The 16,731-nt window shown below is 67.5% G+C and carries 11 protein-coding genes; 9 read left to right on the top strand and 2 right to left on the bottom strand.

The features are described 5' to 3' along the window. The first annotated feature begins 125 nt into the window (after nucleotides 1-125). From M2339_RS06870 to trxA, 9 genes are all read left to right on the top strand, one after another. Complete coding sequence (locus tag M2339_RS06870; protein ID WP_264587095.1) at nucleotides 126-1,997, top strand: 2-oxoacid:acceptor oxidoreductase subunit alpha; 1,872 nt, start codon at nucleotides 126-128, stop codon at nucleotides 1,995-1,997. Further along, complete coding sequence (locus M2339_RS06865) at nucleotides 1,994-3,040, top strand: 2-oxoacid:ferredoxin oxidoreductase subunit beta (protein ID WP_264570157.1); 1,047 nt, start codon at nucleotides 1,994-1,996, stop codon at nucleotides 3,038-3,040. The genes M2339_RS06870 and M2339_RS06865 overlap by 4 nt, the downstream gene beginning before the upstream one ends. Before the next feature lie 91 nt (nucleotides 3,041-3,131). Continuing rightward, nucleotides 3,132-5,480, top strand: a complete 2,349-nt coding sequence (locus M2339_RS06860) for a PAS-domain containing protein (RefSeq protein ID WP_413714895.1) — start codon at nucleotides 3,132-3,134, stop codon at nucleotides 5,478-5,480. A gap of 4 nt (nucleotides 5,481-5,484) precedes the next feature. Beyond that, a complete protein-coding gene (gene tsaE / locus M2339_RS06855) occupies nucleotides 5,485-5,943 on the top strand; it encodes a tRNA (adenosine(37)-N6)-threonylcarbamoyltransferase complex ATPase subunit type 1 TsaE (RefSeq protein ID WP_264587097.1) in 459 nt (152 codons plus the stop codon). Beyond that, nucleotides 5,940-6,932: an aminoglycoside phosphotransferase family protein gene (locus M2339_RS06850; RefSeq protein ID WP_264587098.1), complete on the top strand. Its 993-nt coding sequence runs from the start codon at nucleotides 5,940-5,942 to the stop codon at nucleotides 6,930-6,932. Before tsaE ends, M2339_RS06850 begins: the two co-directional genes overlap by 4 nt. Next, on the top strand, nucleotides 6,929-7,654 hold the full coding sequence (locus M2339_RS06845) for a nucleotidyltransferase family protein (protein WP_264587099.1): 726 nt from the start codon (nucleotides 6,929-6,931) through the stop codon (nucleotides 7,652-7,654). The genes M2339_RS06850 and M2339_RS06845 overlap by 4 nt, the downstream gene beginning before the upstream one ends. Next, entirely contained in the window at nucleotides 7,647-10,676 is a 3,030-nt protein-coding gene (gene addB / locus M2339_RS06840; protein WP_264587100.1) for a double-strand break repair protein AddB, read from the top strand. Before M2339_RS06845 ends, addB begins: the two co-directional genes overlap by 8 nt. Then, complete coding sequence (addA, locus tag M2339_RS06835) at nucleotides 10,669-14,145, top strand: double-strand break repair helicase AddA (RefSeq protein ID WP_264587101.1); 3,477 nt, start codon at nucleotides 10,669-10,671, stop codon at nucleotides 14,143-14,145. The genes addB and addA overlap by 8 nt, the downstream gene beginning before the upstream one ends. A 29-nt stretch (nucleotides 14,146-14,174) precedes the next feature. Next, a complete protein-coding gene (gene trxA, locus M2339_RS06830; protein WP_181559514.1) occupies nucleotides 14,175-14,495 on the top strand; it encodes a thioredoxin in 321 nt (106 codons plus the stop codon). A gap of 102 nt (nucleotides 14,496-14,597) precedes the next feature. Here trxA and M2339_RS06825 read toward each other — a convergent pair whose 3' ends face one another. Together M2339_RS06825 and argJ are read right to left on the bottom strand one after the other, a co-directional pair. After that, complete coding sequence (locus tag M2339_RS06825; protein ID WP_181559515.1) at nucleotides 14,598-15,395, bottom strand: inositol monophosphatase family protein; 798 nt, start codon at nucleotides 15,393-15,395, stop codon at nucleotides 14,598-14,600. Between the two features lie 5 nt (nucleotides 15,396-15,400). After that, complete coding sequence (gene argJ / locus M2339_RS06820; protein ID WP_181559516.1) at nucleotides 15,401-16,624, bottom strand: bifunctional glutamate N-acetyltransferase/amino-acid acetyltransferase ArgJ; 1,224 nt, start codon at nucleotides 16,622-16,624, stop codon at nucleotides 15,401-15,403. Between the last annotated feature and the right edge of the window lie 107 nt (nucleotides 16,625-16,731).

Below are 16,731 nucleotides of genomic sequence, written 5' to 3'. Positions count from 1 at the left end.
TCACGGCCGCGATGGCAAGCCGGAGAGAAAAAGGCAATGCTCTGTCGCGCGCAGCTTTTCTACTTTGCTCGGCTGGGCTCGACGGACTAGGGGCGATGCAACCACTGCATTACTAGAGTCTGAGCATGGCATCTGCCGCACCCACATCGACCATAACTCACAGCAGCGAAGAGGCTGCGCCCGAAGCCGTTGTCGTCCGTTTTGCGGGAGACAGTGGCGATGGCATGCAGCTCACCGGCGGGCAGTTTACCCTGTCCACCGCACTGGCAGGCAATGACCTTGCGACCTTCCCCGATTTTCCGGCGGAAATCCGGGCGCCGCAAGGCACGCTGTTCGGCGTTTCGGCGTTCCAGATCAATTTCGGCTCGTCCGAGATCACGACGGCGGGCGATGCGCCCGATATCCTGATCGCGATGAACCCGGCCGCGCTCAAGACCAATGTCGTGGATTTGAAGCCCGGCGGCCTCATCATCGCCGACACCGGCGAGTTCAACGAGCGCAATCTTGCCAAGGCGAAATATGAGAGCAATCCCCTGGAGGATGGCTCGCTGGCGCGCTGGCAGGTGCTCGCGTTCGATATCTCCGCGCTGACCCTGGAAAGCGTGAAGCCCTTCGGCCTTGGCAACAAGGAAGCGCTGCGCTCCAAGAACATGTGGACGCTGGGCCTGGCGCTGTGGATGTTCGATCGCAGCCGCCAGCCGATCATCGACTGGCTGAAGGCCAAGTTCGCCAAGGCGCCGGAAATTGCCGATGCCAACATCGCCGCGCTCAATGCCGGCCATGCCTATGGCGAGACCGCCGAGCTGGCCGCGCCGCTCAAGCAGCTCCATGTCGCCCCAGCGCCGGCACCCGAGGGTCTCTATCGCACGGTGACGGGCGCCGAGGCGATCTCGCTCGGCCTCGTGGCCGGTGCGCAGCTGGCCAGCCTGCCGATGTTCTTCGGCGGCTACCCGATCACCCCGGCCAGCTCGATCCTGCATCATCTCTCGCGCCTCAAGGAATATGGCGTGACGACGTTCCAGGCCGAGGACGAGATCGCCGCCATCGCCAGCGCGATTGGCGCGAGCTATGCCGGTTCGCTGGGCGTCACCAGCTCGTCCGGCCCCGGCATCGCGCTCAAGGGCGAGGCGATGGGCCTTGCGATCATGACCGAGCTGCCGCTGGTGATCGTGAACTCACAGCGTGGCGGTCCGTCCACGGGCCTGCCGACCAAGACCGAGCAATCCGACCTCTATCAGGCCGTCTACGGCCGCAATGGCGACGCGCCGATGCCGGTCATTGCCGCGCGCTCGCCCGCCGATGCGTTCGATTGCGCCATCGAGGCCTGCCGGATCGCCATCGAATATATGACGCCGGTGATGCTGCTGACCGACGGCTATATCGCCAATGCCGCCGAGCCGTGGAAGGTGCCGGATATGAGCGGCTACACGCCGTTCCCGGTGAAGTTTCAGGATGCGGTGCCGGAAGGCGGCCTCAAGCCTTATGCCCGCAATGAGAAGCTGGCGCGGCCGTGGATCAAGCCGGGCACGCCCGATCTCATGCACCGCATCGGCGGCATCGAGAAGGAAGTGAACACCGGCCACATCAATTATGCGCCGGCCAACCACCAGGCGATGACCGAACTGCGCCGCGGCAAGGTGCTGGGCATCGCCAAGGGCGTGCGGCAGGAGGTGTCGCTGGGCGAGGAGAGCGGCAAGCTCGTCGTCGTCGGCTGGGGCTCCACCTACGGCCCGATCCATCAGGCGGTCCGGCGCGCCCGGCGCAAGGGGCTGGATGTCTCGCACATCCACATCCGCCATATCTGGCCGCTGCCGGAAAATCTGGGTGAGCTGCTCGCTGGCTACGAGAAGATCCTCGTGCCGGAGATGAACACCGGTCAGCTCAAGACCGTGCTGCGCGACCAGTATCTGCTGGATGCCCGCCCGCTCAACAAGATCTCGGGTCAGCCCTTCCGCATCGCGGAAATCGAGGCGGCCATCGAGGGGATGCTCGCATGAACGACATGACCACATTGACCAAGCCGCGCGTCGAGACCAGCCTCAAGGACTGGGAGACCGATCAGGAGGTGCGCTGGTGCCCCGGTTGCGGTGACTATGCCATCCTCAAGGCCGTGCAGCGCACGTTGCCGCAATTGGGCGCGGACCCCAAGAACACCGTGTTCGTCTCGGGCATCGGCTGCTCATCGCGCTTCCCTTATTATGTCGAGAGCTATGGCTTCCACACCATCCACGGCCGCGCGCCCGCGGTGGCGACGGGCGTGAAGCTGGCCAATCCCGAGCTGGACGTGTGGATCGTCACCGGCGACGGCGACGGCCTCTCCATCGGCGGCAACCACACGATGCACATCCTGCGTCGCAACCTCGATTGCCAGATCCTGCTGTTCAACAACGAGATCTACGGCCTCACCAAGGGGCAATATTCGCCGACCAGCCGGGAGGGGACCAAGAGCCCGTCCACGCCCTTCGGTTCGGTCGACCATCCGGCCCGGCCCTGCGCCTTCGCGCTCGGCTCGGGTGCCCGGTTCATCGCGCGGGCCTATGACGTGTCCAAGCAGCTGCCGGACGTGCTCAAGGCCGCCTATGAGCACAAGGGTGCGGCGTTCGTGGAAATTTTCCAGAACTGCATCGTGTACAACAAGGATGTGTTCGCCGACTTCACCGAGAAGAAGAATGCCGATGTCGGCCAGCTCTGGGTGGAGCATGGCAAGCCGTTGCTTTTCGATAAGGGCGCTAAGGGCATCGCGCTCGACCGCGAGGCGCTGACGCTCAAGGTCGTGGATGTGGTCGACGGCGACTGGCAGGCAGCCGGCGTGATTGTCCATGACGTCACCAACCGCGCCGTTGCGCACATGCTGGTGGAAATGCCCTTCGGCCTGTTCCCGATGGCGCTGGGCGTGCTCTACGATGCCCCCAAGGCGAGCTTCGAGCAGGCGGTGGTGGAGCAGAACGCGCTACTGGCCAAGGGTAAGACGCCGGACCTGCAGAAGCTGGTGAGCCAGGGCCAGACCTGGACGGTGACGAAGGACGGCCCGGCGCTCTGAGGGCGCCGGTTCCGTTTCTTGCCGGCCAACGCCAAAGAAGGCGCAAGCCGACCTTGTCTCAGGGTGGATTGGCCCGTAATCCATTCCCGTGATTGCCAATGTCCCGTTCTTTCCGCTGATCGTGGGTGCCGTGCTGGCCGTGTGGCTGGTGCTGGCGGTCTGGGCGCTGTTCACCGGCCTCTCGATGCGGCGCAAGGCGGCGCTGGCGCGCACGCACGCCGGGCAACTGGTCGATCTGCTGAATTCCGCGCCCGCCGTGCCCCTGCTCGTTCGGCCCGATGGCAAGCTGGATGCGCCGGACAGGCTCGCCGTATGGCTCGGCCGTGAGGCAGCGCCCACCGATCTCGGTGCGCTGCTGGATGCAGATGGCGGCCTGGAGCCGGATCATGCCCGCGCGCTCGCGGCGGAGATCGCAGCGGCGCAGCAGGGCGGCCGACCCTTCACGCTGCCGGTGCGGGTCAACGGGTCGGACCGGATGCTGCTGGTGCGCGGCGGCCCTGTCGGCACGCGGCTCGGCAAGGCCGGCACGGTGGTGCTCTGGGTCTTCGACGCGACCGACAGCTTCGCGCAAATCCAGGAGTTGCGCGGGCAGGTCGGGCAATATCGCCAGGCGCTCGACGCGCTCTCGGGCGTGATCGAGGCCGCGCCCATGCCGGTCTGGCATCGCGGCGCCGATCATCAGATCAGCCTGGTCAACAGCGCCTATGTGAAGGCGGTGGACGGAAAATCCGCGCAGGATGTGATCGAGCAAGGCATTGAGCTTGTCGAAGCAGTCGATGGCATTTCCCCGCGCGCATCCGCCGCCAATGCCGCCGCGCGCAAGGCTCCGACCGCCCGGATGCTGCCGGTCACCATCGATGGCAAGCGCCGGTTGATGAAGGTCGTCGATGTCCCGCTTGGCCCCTCGGGCGTTGCAGGTTACGCCATCGACATGCAGGAGCTGGAGGAGGTGCGGGCAGAACTGCGCCACCTCTCGCAGGCGAACCGGGACATGCTGGACAGGCTGTCGGCCGGCGTCGTCCAGTTCGGCGCCAATCAACTGCTGCAGTTCTGCAATCAGCCCTTCCTCAGCCTGTTCGGCCTGACGCCGGAGACAGCGGCGTTCGATACCCATTTTGACCGCGTGCTGGATGCCATGCGGGACAGCGGGCAGGTGCCCGACACGCCGGATTTCCGCGCATGGCGGCAGGAGCGCCGCAACTGGTTCCTCTCGCCCTCCGCCCATGAGGAGCAGTGGCGCCTGCGTGATGGCGTGCATCTGCGTGTTTACGCCCAGCCGCTGCCCGATGGCGGCCTGCTGGTCATCTTCGAGGACCGCACGGAGCATGTCCAGCTGGCCTCCGCGCGCGATACGCTGCTGCGGGTGCGCACGGCCACGCTCGACAATCTGTTCGAGGCGATTGCCGTGTTTGCCTCCGACGGTCGTCTGCATCTATGGAACAGCCGCTTCACCAAGATCTGGTCGGTGCCCGACACGACCATGGCGGCGCATCCGCGCGTCGATGAACTCATGTCGGCGCTGGCGGATCGCCTGGCGCGACCCGAACAGGCAGGTCTTGTCCACCAGCTCATTCGGGCCGCGACGATGGAGCGCCGCCAGCGCGGCGGGCGCATCGCCTTTGCCGACGGGCGCTTCTTCGAATTTGCGGCCATCCCGCTGCCGGACGGCAACGCGCTGTTCACCATGCTCGACACCACCGACAGCCGCCACATCGAGCAGGCCCTGCGGGATCGCAATGAGGCGCTGGAGGACGCCGACCGGGTGAAGACCGCGTTTGTCTCCAACATGAGCTATGAATTGCGCACGCCGCTCACCTCCATCGTCGGCTTCGCCGAGATGATGGAGGCCGGCTATGCGGGCGAATTGAGCGCCCAGTCGCGTGACTACGTGAATGCCATCATGACGGCGACGACGCGACTGACGCGACTGATCGACAATGTGCTGGATCTGACGCAGGGCGCAGCGGGCGGCCTGCCCATCGATAGGCGCGATATAGATGTGGCCGCGATGGTGCGGCAGGTGGTCGAGGGCCTGAGCGACAAGGCGGACTCGCGCGACGTGACGGTCGACATGTCGTTCGAGCAGGAGCCGGGCACCGTGTCGGGCGACGAGCGGCGGCTGCGGCAGGCCCTCGCCCATGTGGTGGATAATGGAGTGAGTTTCGTGAGCCGGGGCGGGCGGGTGCTTGTGCACGTACAGCCCGCGCCGGACGTGGTGCGGATCATCGTGTCCGATGACGGCCCGGGCATCGATGCCAAGACACAGGCGCATCTGTTCGACGTTTTCGTGCGGTTCGGGCGCCATGGCGATGGTGCCAATCAAGGGCTCGGATTGCCCTTGGTGCGCCAGTTCGTGGAAGCGCATGGCGGCAGCGTCGATCTCGTCTCCGAGCCGGGGCAGGGGACCAGCGTTACCCTCACTCTGCCGCGGGGAGAATGATGGCGTGTCCGGTCATACCCTTGCCTTCTCCTCGGCAGACGCGCTTGCCAATTTCGGCGCAGCCTTGGGCGCAAAGCTCCGGCCCGGCGATGTGATCACGCTCACCGGCGGGCTGGGCGCCGGCAAGACGACGCTCGCGCGCGGCCTGCTCAGGGGCCTTGGGCATGAAGGCGATGTGCCAAGCCCGACCTTCGCTATCCTGCAGGGCTATGAGCCGCCGGAGACGCGTCTGCCGGTCGGCCATGTCGATCTCTATCGTATCGAGGACACGGGCGATCTCGGCGAACTCGGGCTGGACGAATGGCTCGAAGGTGGTGCGCTGGCGATCGAATGGCCCGACCGTCTGGTCGGGCGCTACGATGCCATTGCCCTTGCCTTGCAGATCGACATTTTGGCGGACGGCACGCGCCGCTTGACAGCGCGGGTGCCGCGCGTTTGGGAGAGCCGATGGCCAGTCACATGATCCCACCGCTAAGCGCGCGCCCGTTTCTCGATCAAGCCGGATGGGCAGGGGCGGAAATCCTGCCGCTTGCCGGTGACGCCTCGTTCCGGCGCTATTTCCGCGTGGTCGAGGGTGACCGCCGCGCCATTTTGATGGATGCCCCGCCGCCGCATGAAGATCCGCGCCCGTTCATCAGCGTGGGCGAGTGGCTGTGTGAAAACGGATTCGCGGCGCCCGCCATATTGGCGCGGGATCTGACGCAGGGCCTCGTTCTGCTCGAGGATTTCGGCGATGCGCGGGTGCGCGAGCATCTGGATGCCGCGCCGGCCGAGGAAATGGCGATCTACACCCGCGCCGTGGACCTTCTCGTCGATCTTCATGAGCAGCCGGCCCAGAGTGGCCTCGCGCCTTATGACCGCGCCGTCTACCAGCGCGAGGCAGCGCTGTTGACCGAATGGTTCGCTCCGGCGGCAGGGCTTGCGGTCGATGCGGCGGGCTACACCGCAGCGTGGGACAAGGTGCTCCCGATCGCCGAGCAGGATGTCGCGCCAGTGGTGACAGTGCTGCGCGATTATCATGCCGAGAACATCATGCTGCTGCGGGACCATGCGCGCTCGCGCGGGCTTGGTCTGCTGGACTTTCAGGACGCGCTGGCCGGCCACCCGGCCTATGACCTCGTCTCGCTCCTGCAGGATGCCCGGCGCGATGTGAGCCCGGCCGTGGAGCAGGCGATGCTGGCGCATTATCAGGCGCGCGCGAAGGTTTCGCCGGAATTCGAGGCGGCTTATGCCGTGCTGGGTGCCCAGCGCAATGCCAAGATCATCGGCATTTTCACGCGCCTGTGGAAGCGCGATGGCAAGCCGCGCTATCTCGATTTCCTGCCGCGCATGTGGGGGCTGCTGGAGCGCGATCTTGCTCATCCCGCGCTCGCGCCGGTGGCCGACTGGTTCGCGGAGAATGTGCCGGCCTCGGCGCGGGGCCAACTGGCTGCGGGGCAATCCGCGCAATGAGCACCACGCTTGAGACGGCGATGCTGATGGCCGCTGGCCTCGGCAAGCGGATGCGTCCGCTCACGGCCACACGACCCAAGCCGCTGATCCGCGTCGCCGGCCAGCCGCTCATGGATCATGCGCTGGACCGCATCGAGGATGCCGGCATCCGTCGCACGGTGGTCAACGTCCATTATCTCGCCGCGCCCATCGAGGCGCATCTGGACTCGCGCGCCCGGCGGACGGGTGCGACCTATCCGGTCTCCGACGAGCGCGCCCGGTTGCTGGAAACCGGCGGCGGCCTCGTCAAGGCGCTGCCGCTGCTTGGCGACAAACCTTTCCTCTGCGCCAATAGCGACAATCTGTGGATCAACGGGCCGTTCGATTCCATCCGTGCGCTGGCCGACCGCTGGGATGATGATGCGATGGATGCGTTGCTGCTGCTCGTCCCGCACGCCCGTGCTACCGGTCATCGTGGCCTTGGCGATTTCCACATGGAGGCCAATGGTCGCCTGAGCCGCCGCAAGCCCGGCCGCGTGGCGCCGTTCGTCTTCACCGGCGTGCAAATCCTCTCGCCGCGGCTGGTGCGCGATCCGCCGGGCGAGGTCTTCTCGACCAATATTTTCTGGGATCGCGCGATCGAACAGGGCCGCGCCTTTGGCCTCAGCCATGGCGGCCAATGGTTCGATGTCGGTACCCCGCAGGCGATTCCGCTGGTCGAGGCAGGATTGGCCGATGGCTGAGCGCCGCGCGCCGGCCCTCTTTACCATCCCCGCTCACCGGGCATTTTCGGATGCGCTCGCCGCCGGGCTTCTCGCCCAGCATGGCCGGCGCGATGGCGGGCTGGCGCTCGCACGCGGGATCATATTGCTGCCGAACAATCGTGCGGTGCGGGCGGTGCGCGATGCGTTCGTGCGCGCCTCCGGCAACGGGTTGCTGCTGCCGAGGCTGGTGCCCATCGGTGATATCGATTTGGACGAAGCGCTGGGCAGCGCGCTCAGCCCGATCGGGGCGGAAGCGGATATTCCGCAAGCCATCGCGCCGGCCGAGCGGCTGATGATCCTGACCCGGCTGGTGATCGATCAGCGCGCGCGTCGCGGCGAGCGGCTGGAAACGGGCGAGGGCTGGCGGCTGGCGACGGCGCTGGCGGCCGCTTTCGATCAGCTCACCGTCGAGCGCAAGGCGCTGGCCGATCTCAAGGCGCTGCAGCCCGATGACCTCTCGCACCACTGGCAAGCCGCGTTCAGCGATTTCGATGCATTGGCGGCCCAGTGGCAGCAGGAACTGGCCGCGCGCGGGCTGATCGACATGGCCGAGCGGCGCAATCGCCTGCTCGATCATGTTGCGGCCCGCTGGCGCGAGATGCCGCCGGAGCGCTTCGTGGTTGCCGCGGGTATCGTCACCAATGCGCCAGCCGTGGCGGGACTGCTCAAGACGGTCGCCGGCCTGCCGCGTGGTGCGGTGGTGCTGCCCGATCTCGACCAGAATCTCTCGGATGAGCAATGGGATGCGATCGGCCCCGTCGCGCGGCCCGAGCCGGGGCGCGATCTGCCGCCACCCGCCAATGAGTCGCACCCGCAATTCGCGCTCAAGCTTTTGCTGGAGCGGATGGATGCCCACCGGGCCGAGGTGGCGCTCTGGCGCTGGGGCAGCGAGCATGATGCCCGCGCCGCGCGCGGCAAGGCGATCAGCAACGCGCTGCTCCCGGCTTTGCTGACCGGCGGCTGGCCGGATGTGCCGACGGCGCAGCGCTCGCTCAAGGATGTACGGGCCATCGAGGCGGCGAACCCGGCCGAGGAGGCGCAGGCCATCGCCATCGCCCTGCGCGAGGCGGTGGAGACGGAAGGGCGCACGGCCGCGCTCGTGACGCCGGATCGTGCGCTGGCGACGCGGGTGTCCGCGCATCTGCGCCGCTGGGGGATCGAGGCCGACGACAGCGCCGGCCGGCCGCTGTCCCAGCTGCCGCCGGGCACGCTGCTGCTGGCGCTCGTGCAGGCCGGTGCGGAACAGTTCGCGCCGGTGCCGCTGCTGGCCTTGCTCAAGCATCCGCTGGTGATGGCTGGTGACGAGCGGCTGGCGTGGCTCGAATCCGTGCGCCGCCTCGATCTGGTGCTGCGTGGTCCCCGACCGGCAGCGGGATTGGCCGGTGTCACCGCCTTGCTCGCGGAGAAGGGCGGCCGGCAGCAGGTGATGAGGGAATCGCTGCGGCCGTGGTGGGTGCAGGTCGTGGCTCTGCTGGCGCCTCTCGAGGCCGCCTTTTCTGGAGAGCAGAGCCTGCCCGCCCTGTTCGCCGCCGTCCGCGAGGCGGCCTCGGCCCTGACGGAGGAGCGCGTCTGGGCCGGCCATCAGGGCCATGCCGCCGCGCAATGCCTGGGCGATGCGGAAGCCGCCGCGTCGCAAGGGCCGGCGCGCGCGGATGGTGCCGGCTTCGTAGGGATGCTCGCGCAGATCCTCGGCGGGCAGGCCGTGCGCCCGCCGCAGGGCGGCCACCCGCGCCTGCAGATTCTGGGGTTGCTGGAGGCGCGGCTGCAACAGGCCGATCTGATGATCCTCGCCGGCCTCAATGAAGGCGTCTGGCCCGGCCTGCCATCGCCCGACCCTTGGCTCGCCCCGCGCATCCGCCGCGCGCTCAGCCTGCCGGGGCTGGATTATCGCATCGGTCTCTCCGCACATGATTTCGCCAACGGGCTAGGCGCGCCGCAGGTGATCCTCTCCCGCGCGCGGCGGGATGCCTCCGCGCCCACCGTCGCCTCGCGCTTCTGGCTGCGGCTCAAGGCCATGACCGGCGCGCGCTGGGTCGAAGATGACAGGCTGATCGCGCTCGCGCGGGCCATCGACCGGCCCGATGCTCCGGCACCGGCCTATCGCGCGCCGGCGCCTCGCCCACGCGCCGACCTGCGCCCGCGCGAGATCGCCGTCACCGATGTCGATCGCTTGCGGGCCGATCCCTATGCCTTCTACGCCGCGCGCATTCTGCGTCTGGCGCCGCTGGACGTCGTGGATGCCGACCCCGGCCCGGCCTGGCGCGGCACCCGCGCGCATGATGTCCTCCAGCGCTGGATGGAAGAAGGCGGGCACGATCCCGCGCGGCTCTCCGCGCTGGCGCAAGAGATGATCGCGCAGGCGCAAGCCCATCCGCTGCTCAAGACGCTCTGGCAGCCGCGTTTGCTGGCCGCGCTGGACTGGGTGGCGAACGCCGTGCGCGATCAGGCCGGGCAGGGACGCGACGTGCTGTTCGGCGAAAAATGGGGCCGCATCGAGCGGGCAGGCGTGACCCTGCGCGGCAAGCCCGACCGGATCGACCGGTTCGCGGACGGCACGCTCGCCATTGTCGATTACAAGAGCGGCGCGACCGCCTCGGTCAAGCAGGTCAAGGCCGGCTTCTCGCTCCAGCTCGGTTTGCTGGGGCTGATCGCGCAGGCAGGCGGGTTTGCGAAGGAAGCGGGTCTTACCGCCGGATCGGATGTGAGCGCCTTTGAATATTGGAAGCTCGGCAAGGGCACGGATGGCAATTTCGGCTTCAAGCGTCCGTTGACCGACCCCAAGGGCAGCTACAAGCGGATCGTGACGGCAGACTTCCTCGCGATGGTCGCCGGCTTCTTCGATGATGCCGTGGCGCGCTGGCTGACTGGGAACGAACCATTCGCCGCACGCCCGCACAGCGATGCACCCGTGTTCACCGACTATGACCAGCTCATGCGACTGGATGAGTGGTTCGCGCGGGATCGGCGGGCCGAGCCGCTGCCGGAGGTGGGCGATGGCTGAGGCGGGCGAACTCAACCGGCTGACGCACGAGCAGGCCAGCGCCTCGGACCCCGCCGCTCATCGCTGGGTGCGTGCCTCTGCCGGCACCGGCAAGACCGCCGTGCTGTCGGCCCGCGTGCTGCGGCTGCTGCTGAGCGGTGTCGCGCCCGAGCACATCTTGTGCCTGACCTTCACCAAGGCTGGCGCGGCGGAAATGGCCGAGCGCGTCCACAGCCGGCTTGCCCGCTGGGTGCAGGGGCGATCGGTCGATGTGGCGCGCGATCTCGTGGCGCTCGGCGAGGATCCGGGGCCGGAGGCGATCGCCCGCGCCCGCCTGCTGTTCGCGCGCGTGCTGGATGCGACCGGCGGCGGGCTGCGCATCCAGACCATCCACAGCTTCTGTCAGGCGCTGCTCGCCGCCTTCCCGCTGGAGGCCGGGCTGGTCCCCGGGTTCCGCCCGCTCGACGAGCGCGGGCAGGGCGAGCTGGCCCGCCGCGCGTTGATCGCGATGATCGAGGAGGCCGGGCAGGCGCAGGACGATCCGGTGCTGGCGGCGCTGGAGATGCTCGCCTTACGGCTTGGCGAGGAAGGCACGCAGGCCTATCTCGCGCGCTGCGTACCCGCGGCGCAACTGCTGGAGATGTTGCCGGAAGATCTGGCGGGATTCCTCCTTGCCTTCCTCGACCTGCCGGATGGCGACATCGATGCGCATCTGGCGGATCGCTGCGCCGAGGGCGTGTTTCCGGTGGCCGCGTTGCAGGCCGTCGCTAGGGCCAATGGTGCATGGGGTGCCAAATCCGGCCTTGCCTGCGCCGACATAATCGCGGCTTGGCTGAGCGGCTCGGAGGCCCAGCGCCCCGAGGGGCTGGCGGACCTGCTCGGCGTGCTGCTCACCAAGGACGGCGAGGTCAAGAACCGCGCCAACAAGAACCTGCTTGAGGCGGAGCCGGATTATGTCGATCTCGCCAGCGCGTGCGGCGCGGCGATCAAGGCCCTGCTCGATCTGCGCAAGCAAGCCGCCTTCGCGCGCACGGCGGCGCAGGGACTGACGGCGGGCCGTGCTTATGCGCGGGCCTATGCCAAGGCCAAGCGACAGGCTGGCGCTGTCGATTTCGATGATCTGATCGGCCGCGCGAGTGCGTTGCTCACCCAGCCGGGCATGGCGGACTGGATCCGCTACAAGCTCGATCAGCAGGTCGACCATATCCTCGTGGACGAGGCGCAGGATACCAACGACGCGCAGTGGGACATCGTCTGGTCCATCGTCGAGGAATTCCTTGAGGTCGAGCCCGACGAGCAGGCGCGGCTGCGCACCCTGTTCGTGGTGGGGGATACCAAGCAGGCGATCTTCGGCTTTCAGGGCACCAGCCCAGAGGCCTTTTCCAGCGCCCTGCAGCGTTTCCGCGAGGCGACGGAGCGAGTGGGCCACCCGTTCGCCGAATTGCCCTTGGCCCGCAGCTTCCGCTCCATGCCGGCGGTGCTCGATGTCGTCGATGCCGTGCTGGACGCGGTGGGGCATGATCGCCTCGGGCTGGAGACGTCTTCCGCGCCGCATCAGGCCGCCCGCCAGCACCCGGGCGAGGTACTGCTCCTCCCGCCGACATCATTGCTGCCAAGCGAGAGCGACGAGGAGGGCGAGGCCGACGAGACTGCCGGCGAGGGGGAGGAAGACTGGCTAGCCGACCATCAGCGCCGCCATGCCGAGAAGATCGCGCGGCTGGTGAAGGGCATGATCGGCACGCCGCTGGCTACCCAAGGCCGCCCGGCGCGTGCTGGCGACGTGCTGATCCTGCTCCGCAGTCGCAGTGCACTCTCCCGCCTCATCGTCGCGCGGCTGTATGAGGCGGGCGTGCCGGTGGCCGGGGTGGACCGGCTGCGGCTTCAGGCCCCGCTCGCTGTGCGCGATCTGCTAGCGGCCCTGCGCTTTGCGGTGCAGCCCGAGGACGATCTCAACCTCGCCAATCTGCTGGTCTCGCCGCTCATCGGCTGGACGCAAGATGAATTGCTGGCGCGCGCCGTCCCGCGCGAGGGCTCGCTATGGAGGCACCTGCGCGCGACATTGGCGCCGGAGCTTCAGGCCCCGTTGCGCACACTGCTGGGGCAGGCCGATTTCACGACGCCCTATCGCTATCTCGAGGCCATCCTCTCCGGCGCCATGGACGGACGGCGCAAGCTGATCGCCCGGCTGGGCGAGGAGGCGCGCGATGCCATTGACGAATTGCTCAATGCCGCTTTGGGCTTCGAGGCCGACGATCATCCATCGCTGCAGCGGTTCATCGACTGGTTCGATCGCGGCGATGCCGACATCAAGCGCGAACTGGGCGAGGGCGGTGACATGGTGCGGGTGATGACCGTGCATGGCGCCAAGGGGCTGGAGGCGCCCGTCGTCATTCTCGCCGATGCCGCCTTCGATCCCGGCCAGCGCCCGCGCGCCGACGCCGTGAGCCTGCCGGTGACCGAGGCCGCCCGCTTGCCGCTCATCCGCCCCGCCAAGGGCGAAGCCGCGCCGGCGATCGAACAAGCCATGCAGTCCGCCGAGCGGCTCGACATGGAGGAGCATTGGCGCTTGCTCTATGTCGGCCTCACGCGTGCAGAAGAGCGGCTGATCGTCACCGGATCGCTCGGCAGCCGCGCCAGGGGTGAGCCGCCCAAGGAAAGCTGGTATCAGGCCGTCGATCTGGCGATGCGGACGCTCGGGGCTGCCGATGCGGAGGTGCCCGACTGGGGCAAGGCCCTGCGCTGGTCCGGCCCGGCGGGTCTTGCCCCAGCCAAGCCCAAGAAGGTACGCGAGTCAGACGCCAGCAGCGCAGAGCCCGCGCTGCCCGCCTGGCTGCGCGCACCGGCGCCGCAGGAAGCACGGCCGCCGCGTCCGCTGTCTCCTTCCGCGCTGGTCGAGGATGATGTGCCCAATCCGCCGCCGGATGGCGCCATGCGTGCGGCTGCAGAGCGGGGCCGGCAGCTCCACGCGCTGTTCGAGCGTTTGCCGGATCTGCCCGCCGCCGAGCGCTCTGCCGCCGCCTCGCGCTGGCTGGAGCGGGCCGGCGTGGCCGACGCCGGGATGCGCACCGACCTGCTCGCGCATGTCAGCGCCGTGCTGGACGATCCCGACCATGCTGCACTGTTCGGCCCGGATGCGCTGGCAGAAGCGCCCATCGCGGCCGTCGTAGCCGGGCAGGTGATCGCGGGAACGGTGGACCGGCTGCTGGTGACGGATGACCTCGTTCATATTGTTGATTTCAAGACCGGGCGGCATGTCCCTGACAATGCAGTGGATTTGCCCGTAACCCATGTCCGCCAGATGGCGGCCTATGCCGCTGCGCTGGCCGAGATTTTTTCGGGTCGTCCGCAACGGGTCAGCCTGCTCTACACGGCCGCGCCCCGGCTCATCGATCTGCCGCCAGCCCTGCTTGCCGCGCACAAGCCCGGCTTGCTGGCACAGGAGCACAAGTTGGGCAGCACCGACCTTGAGGCCGACGCTTCGGCAACCTAGATAGACGTTCGATAGAAGGAGTTTCGACGATGGCTACCAAGGCAATTTCCGACGCCAGCTTCCATGAGGACGTGATTGCGTCCGACAAGCCCGTTCTGGTCGATTTCTGGGCGGAATGGTGCGGCCCGTGCAAGATGATCGGACCCGCTCTGGAGGAAATCAGCGAGGAATTGGGCGAGAAGGTGACCATCGCCAAGCTCAATATCGACGATCATCCCGACGCGCCGACTCGCTATGGCGTGCGCGGCATCCCCACGATGATCCTATTCAAGAATGGCGCGCCGGCCGCGACCAAGGTTGGTGCCGCCCCCAAGAGCGCGCTTAAGGGCTGGATCGAAGGCGAGCTGTAAGGCAATCGCCCACCATTGGCGGTGAGCCAAAGAAAGGGCGCCAAATGGCGCCCTTTTTCTTTCATTTATCGTTATAAAACAGCACGTTATATCGGTTATTGATTAACCGTACAGAACCGCTGCCGCACGATCCCACAGAGCCGGAGACGCCGCCGCAAGCAGGCCGCGGCCCGGATCGGCCGCCAGCCGATAGGGTGAGCCATCGGGGCGCGCGACACGGCCACCCGCTTCGTTGACGAACAGCGCCCCGGGGGCGTGGTCCCAAGGCAAGGTGCGCTCGAACGCAGCGAGATCATGCACGCCCAGCACGATGCGGGGATATTGTTCCCCGGCGCAGCGCGGAATGTCGGCAATGGCGAACTGGCCTTCGACGCGGTCGATCATCGCCTGCCGGTCGGCGGGGTTCAGGAACAGCACGGACAGTCCGGCAACCGGGATATCCGCACCGCTCTCCCTGGCCTCGACCCGTTCGCCATCGATCCACGCCCCCTGTCCGAGCGAGGCCTCGCACAGGCGCCCGGTCAGCGGATCGAGGATCCAGCCCGCCTGGATCACGCCGGCATCGGCCAGCGCGACCATGATGGCAAAGGGCGGCTTTCCGGAAGCGAAATTCGCTGTCCCATCAATGGGATCGATCACCCAGTTGAGACCGGTTTCGAGCTTTGCCGTGAGGCCGGGATCGGCCGCGCAGGCTTCTTCGCCGACCAGGCCCGCCTCGGGCAGGATGCGGCTCAGCCCTTCATTGAGGCGCAACTCGGCTTCGCGGTCGGCAATGGTCACCAGCTCGCCGACCGTCTTTTCCTCCACCTCGTGATTGGCGAGGTTCTGGTAGCGCTGCAGGACGACGTCGCGCGCGACATCGCGCAGGAGCGCGCTCACGGCGCTGCTGAGGCTGTTCATGAGGCTTAGCTCCGGTAATCGGCGTTGATCGAGATGTAGCCATGGGTGAGATCGCAGGTCCACACGGTCGCACTACCCGTTCCCAGCCCCAGATCGACGCCGATGCGGACATCCTGCCCCTTGAGATGCGCTGCCACCGGGGCTTCGTCATAACTGTCCACGGCAAGCCCATCCTGCGCCACCCATTTGTCGGCGAAGCGGATTGCCAGCTTGTCGCGATCCGCCGGCTCGCCGGCCTTGCCGACCGCCATGACCACGCGGCCCCAATTGGCATCTTCTCCGGCGATTGCCGTCTTCACCAGCGGGGAATTGGCGATGGAGAGTCCGATGCGCCGGGCGCTCTCGTCGCTGACGGCACCGGTCACCTCCACCTCGATGAACTTTTGCGCCCCTTCGCCATCACGCACCACCAGCTGCGCGAGCTGGGTGCAGATGTCATTGAGCGCTGCCTGAAACGCGTCGGCGCCGGCATCGTCCATGCTCGTGAGGGGGGCGTTGCCGGCCTTGCCGGTCGCGAAGAGCAGCACGGTGTCGCTGGTGGAGGTGTCGCCATCCACGGTGATGCACGAGAAGCTGCGCCGGTTGGCGGCGCTCAGCATCTGCTGGAGCAAATCGGGCGCGATGGCGGCATCGGTGAAGATATAGCCCAGCATCGTCGCCATATCAGGCGCGATCATGCCCGAGCCCTTGATGATGCCGGAGAGGCGGACGGTCTGGTCGCCGATCACCGCGCTTGTCGTCGCACCTTTCGCAAAAGTGTCGGTGGTGCCGATGGTCTCGGCCGCCTGCTCCCAGGTGCAGGGCGTAGCGGCCAGTGCCGCCTCGACGCCAGCGCGGGCCTTGTCGCGGGGCAGGGGCACGCCGATCACCCCGGTCGAGCTCACAAACACGTCGCTGGCGGCGCAACCCAGGTGCCCGCCGACCTGATCGCGAATCTGGTCCACGGCTTCGCGCCCCCGAAAACCGGTGAAGGCGTTGCTGTTTCCGGCATTGACGATCAATGCGCGCGCCTTGCCCTGCGCGGCGCTTTCGCGGCCAAGCTCGACCTCGGTCGAGCAGCAGACATTCCGGGTGAAGACGCCGGCCACAGCCGTGCCTTCCGCCAGTTCCACATAAGTGAGGTCGTAGCGATCCCACTGCTTGTACCGGGCACGGGCGACGCGCGGGGTCACACCGGCAATATCCGGGAGGGCGGGGAAGGGGCGAGCGAGAGGCGATTGATCAGTCATGCCGCGCGATTAGCGCAAGATGGGGCAGGGGCCAATGCTTCTGGTGCGGCTATCGATGAAGCGTACCCGGCCTGTTGCGTTGTGACGCACCGCCCGGGCATGATGCT

The organism is Sphingobium sp. B2D3C, from assembly GCF_025961835.1.
In the GTDB taxonomy this organism is placed as follows: Bacteria; Pseudomonadota; Alphaproteobacteria; order Sphingomonadales; family Sphingomonadaceae; genus Sphingobium.
The sequence above is the reverse complement of the archived record's forward strand: the minus strand, read 5'-3'. Positions and strand labels throughout refer to the sequence as shown.

Bases quoted from the DNA above. Each gene is read 5' to 3' on its own strand.
- M2339_RS06870 (WP_264587095.1), top strand. From the start codon at position 126: ATGGCATCTGCCGCACCCACATCGACCATAACTCACAGCAGCGAAGAG.
- M2339_RS06865 (WP_264570157.1), top strand. From the start codon at position 1,994: ATGAACGACATGACCACATTGACCAAGCCGCGCGTCGAGACCAGCCTC.
- M2339_RS06850 (WP_264587098.1), top strand. From the start codon at position 5,940: ATGATCCCACCGCTAAGCGCGCGCCCGTTTCTCGATCAAGCCGGATGG.
- M2339_RS06845 (WP_264587099.1), top strand. From the start codon at position 6,929: ATGAGCACCACGCTTGAGACGGCGATGCTGATGGCCGCTGGCCTCGGC.
- addB (WP_264587100.1), top strand. From the start codon at position 7,647: ATGGCTGAGCGCCGCGCGCCGGCCCTCTTTACCATCCCCGCTCACCGG.
- addA (WP_264587101.1), top strand. From the start codon at position 10,669: ATGGCTGAGGCGGGCGAACTCAACCGGCTGACGCACGAGCAGGCCAGC.
- trxA (WP_181559514.1), top strand. From the start codon at position 14,175: ATGGCTACCAAGGCAATTTCCGACGCCAGCTTCCATGAGGACGTGATT.
- M2339_RS06825 (WP_181559515.1), bottom strand. From the start codon at position 15,395: ATGAACAGCCTCAGCAGCGCCGTGAGCGCGCTCCTGCGCGATGTCGCG.
- argJ (WP_181559516.1), bottom strand. From the start codon at position 16,624: ATGACTGATCAATCGCCTCTCGCTCGCCCCTTCCCCGCCCTCCCGGAT.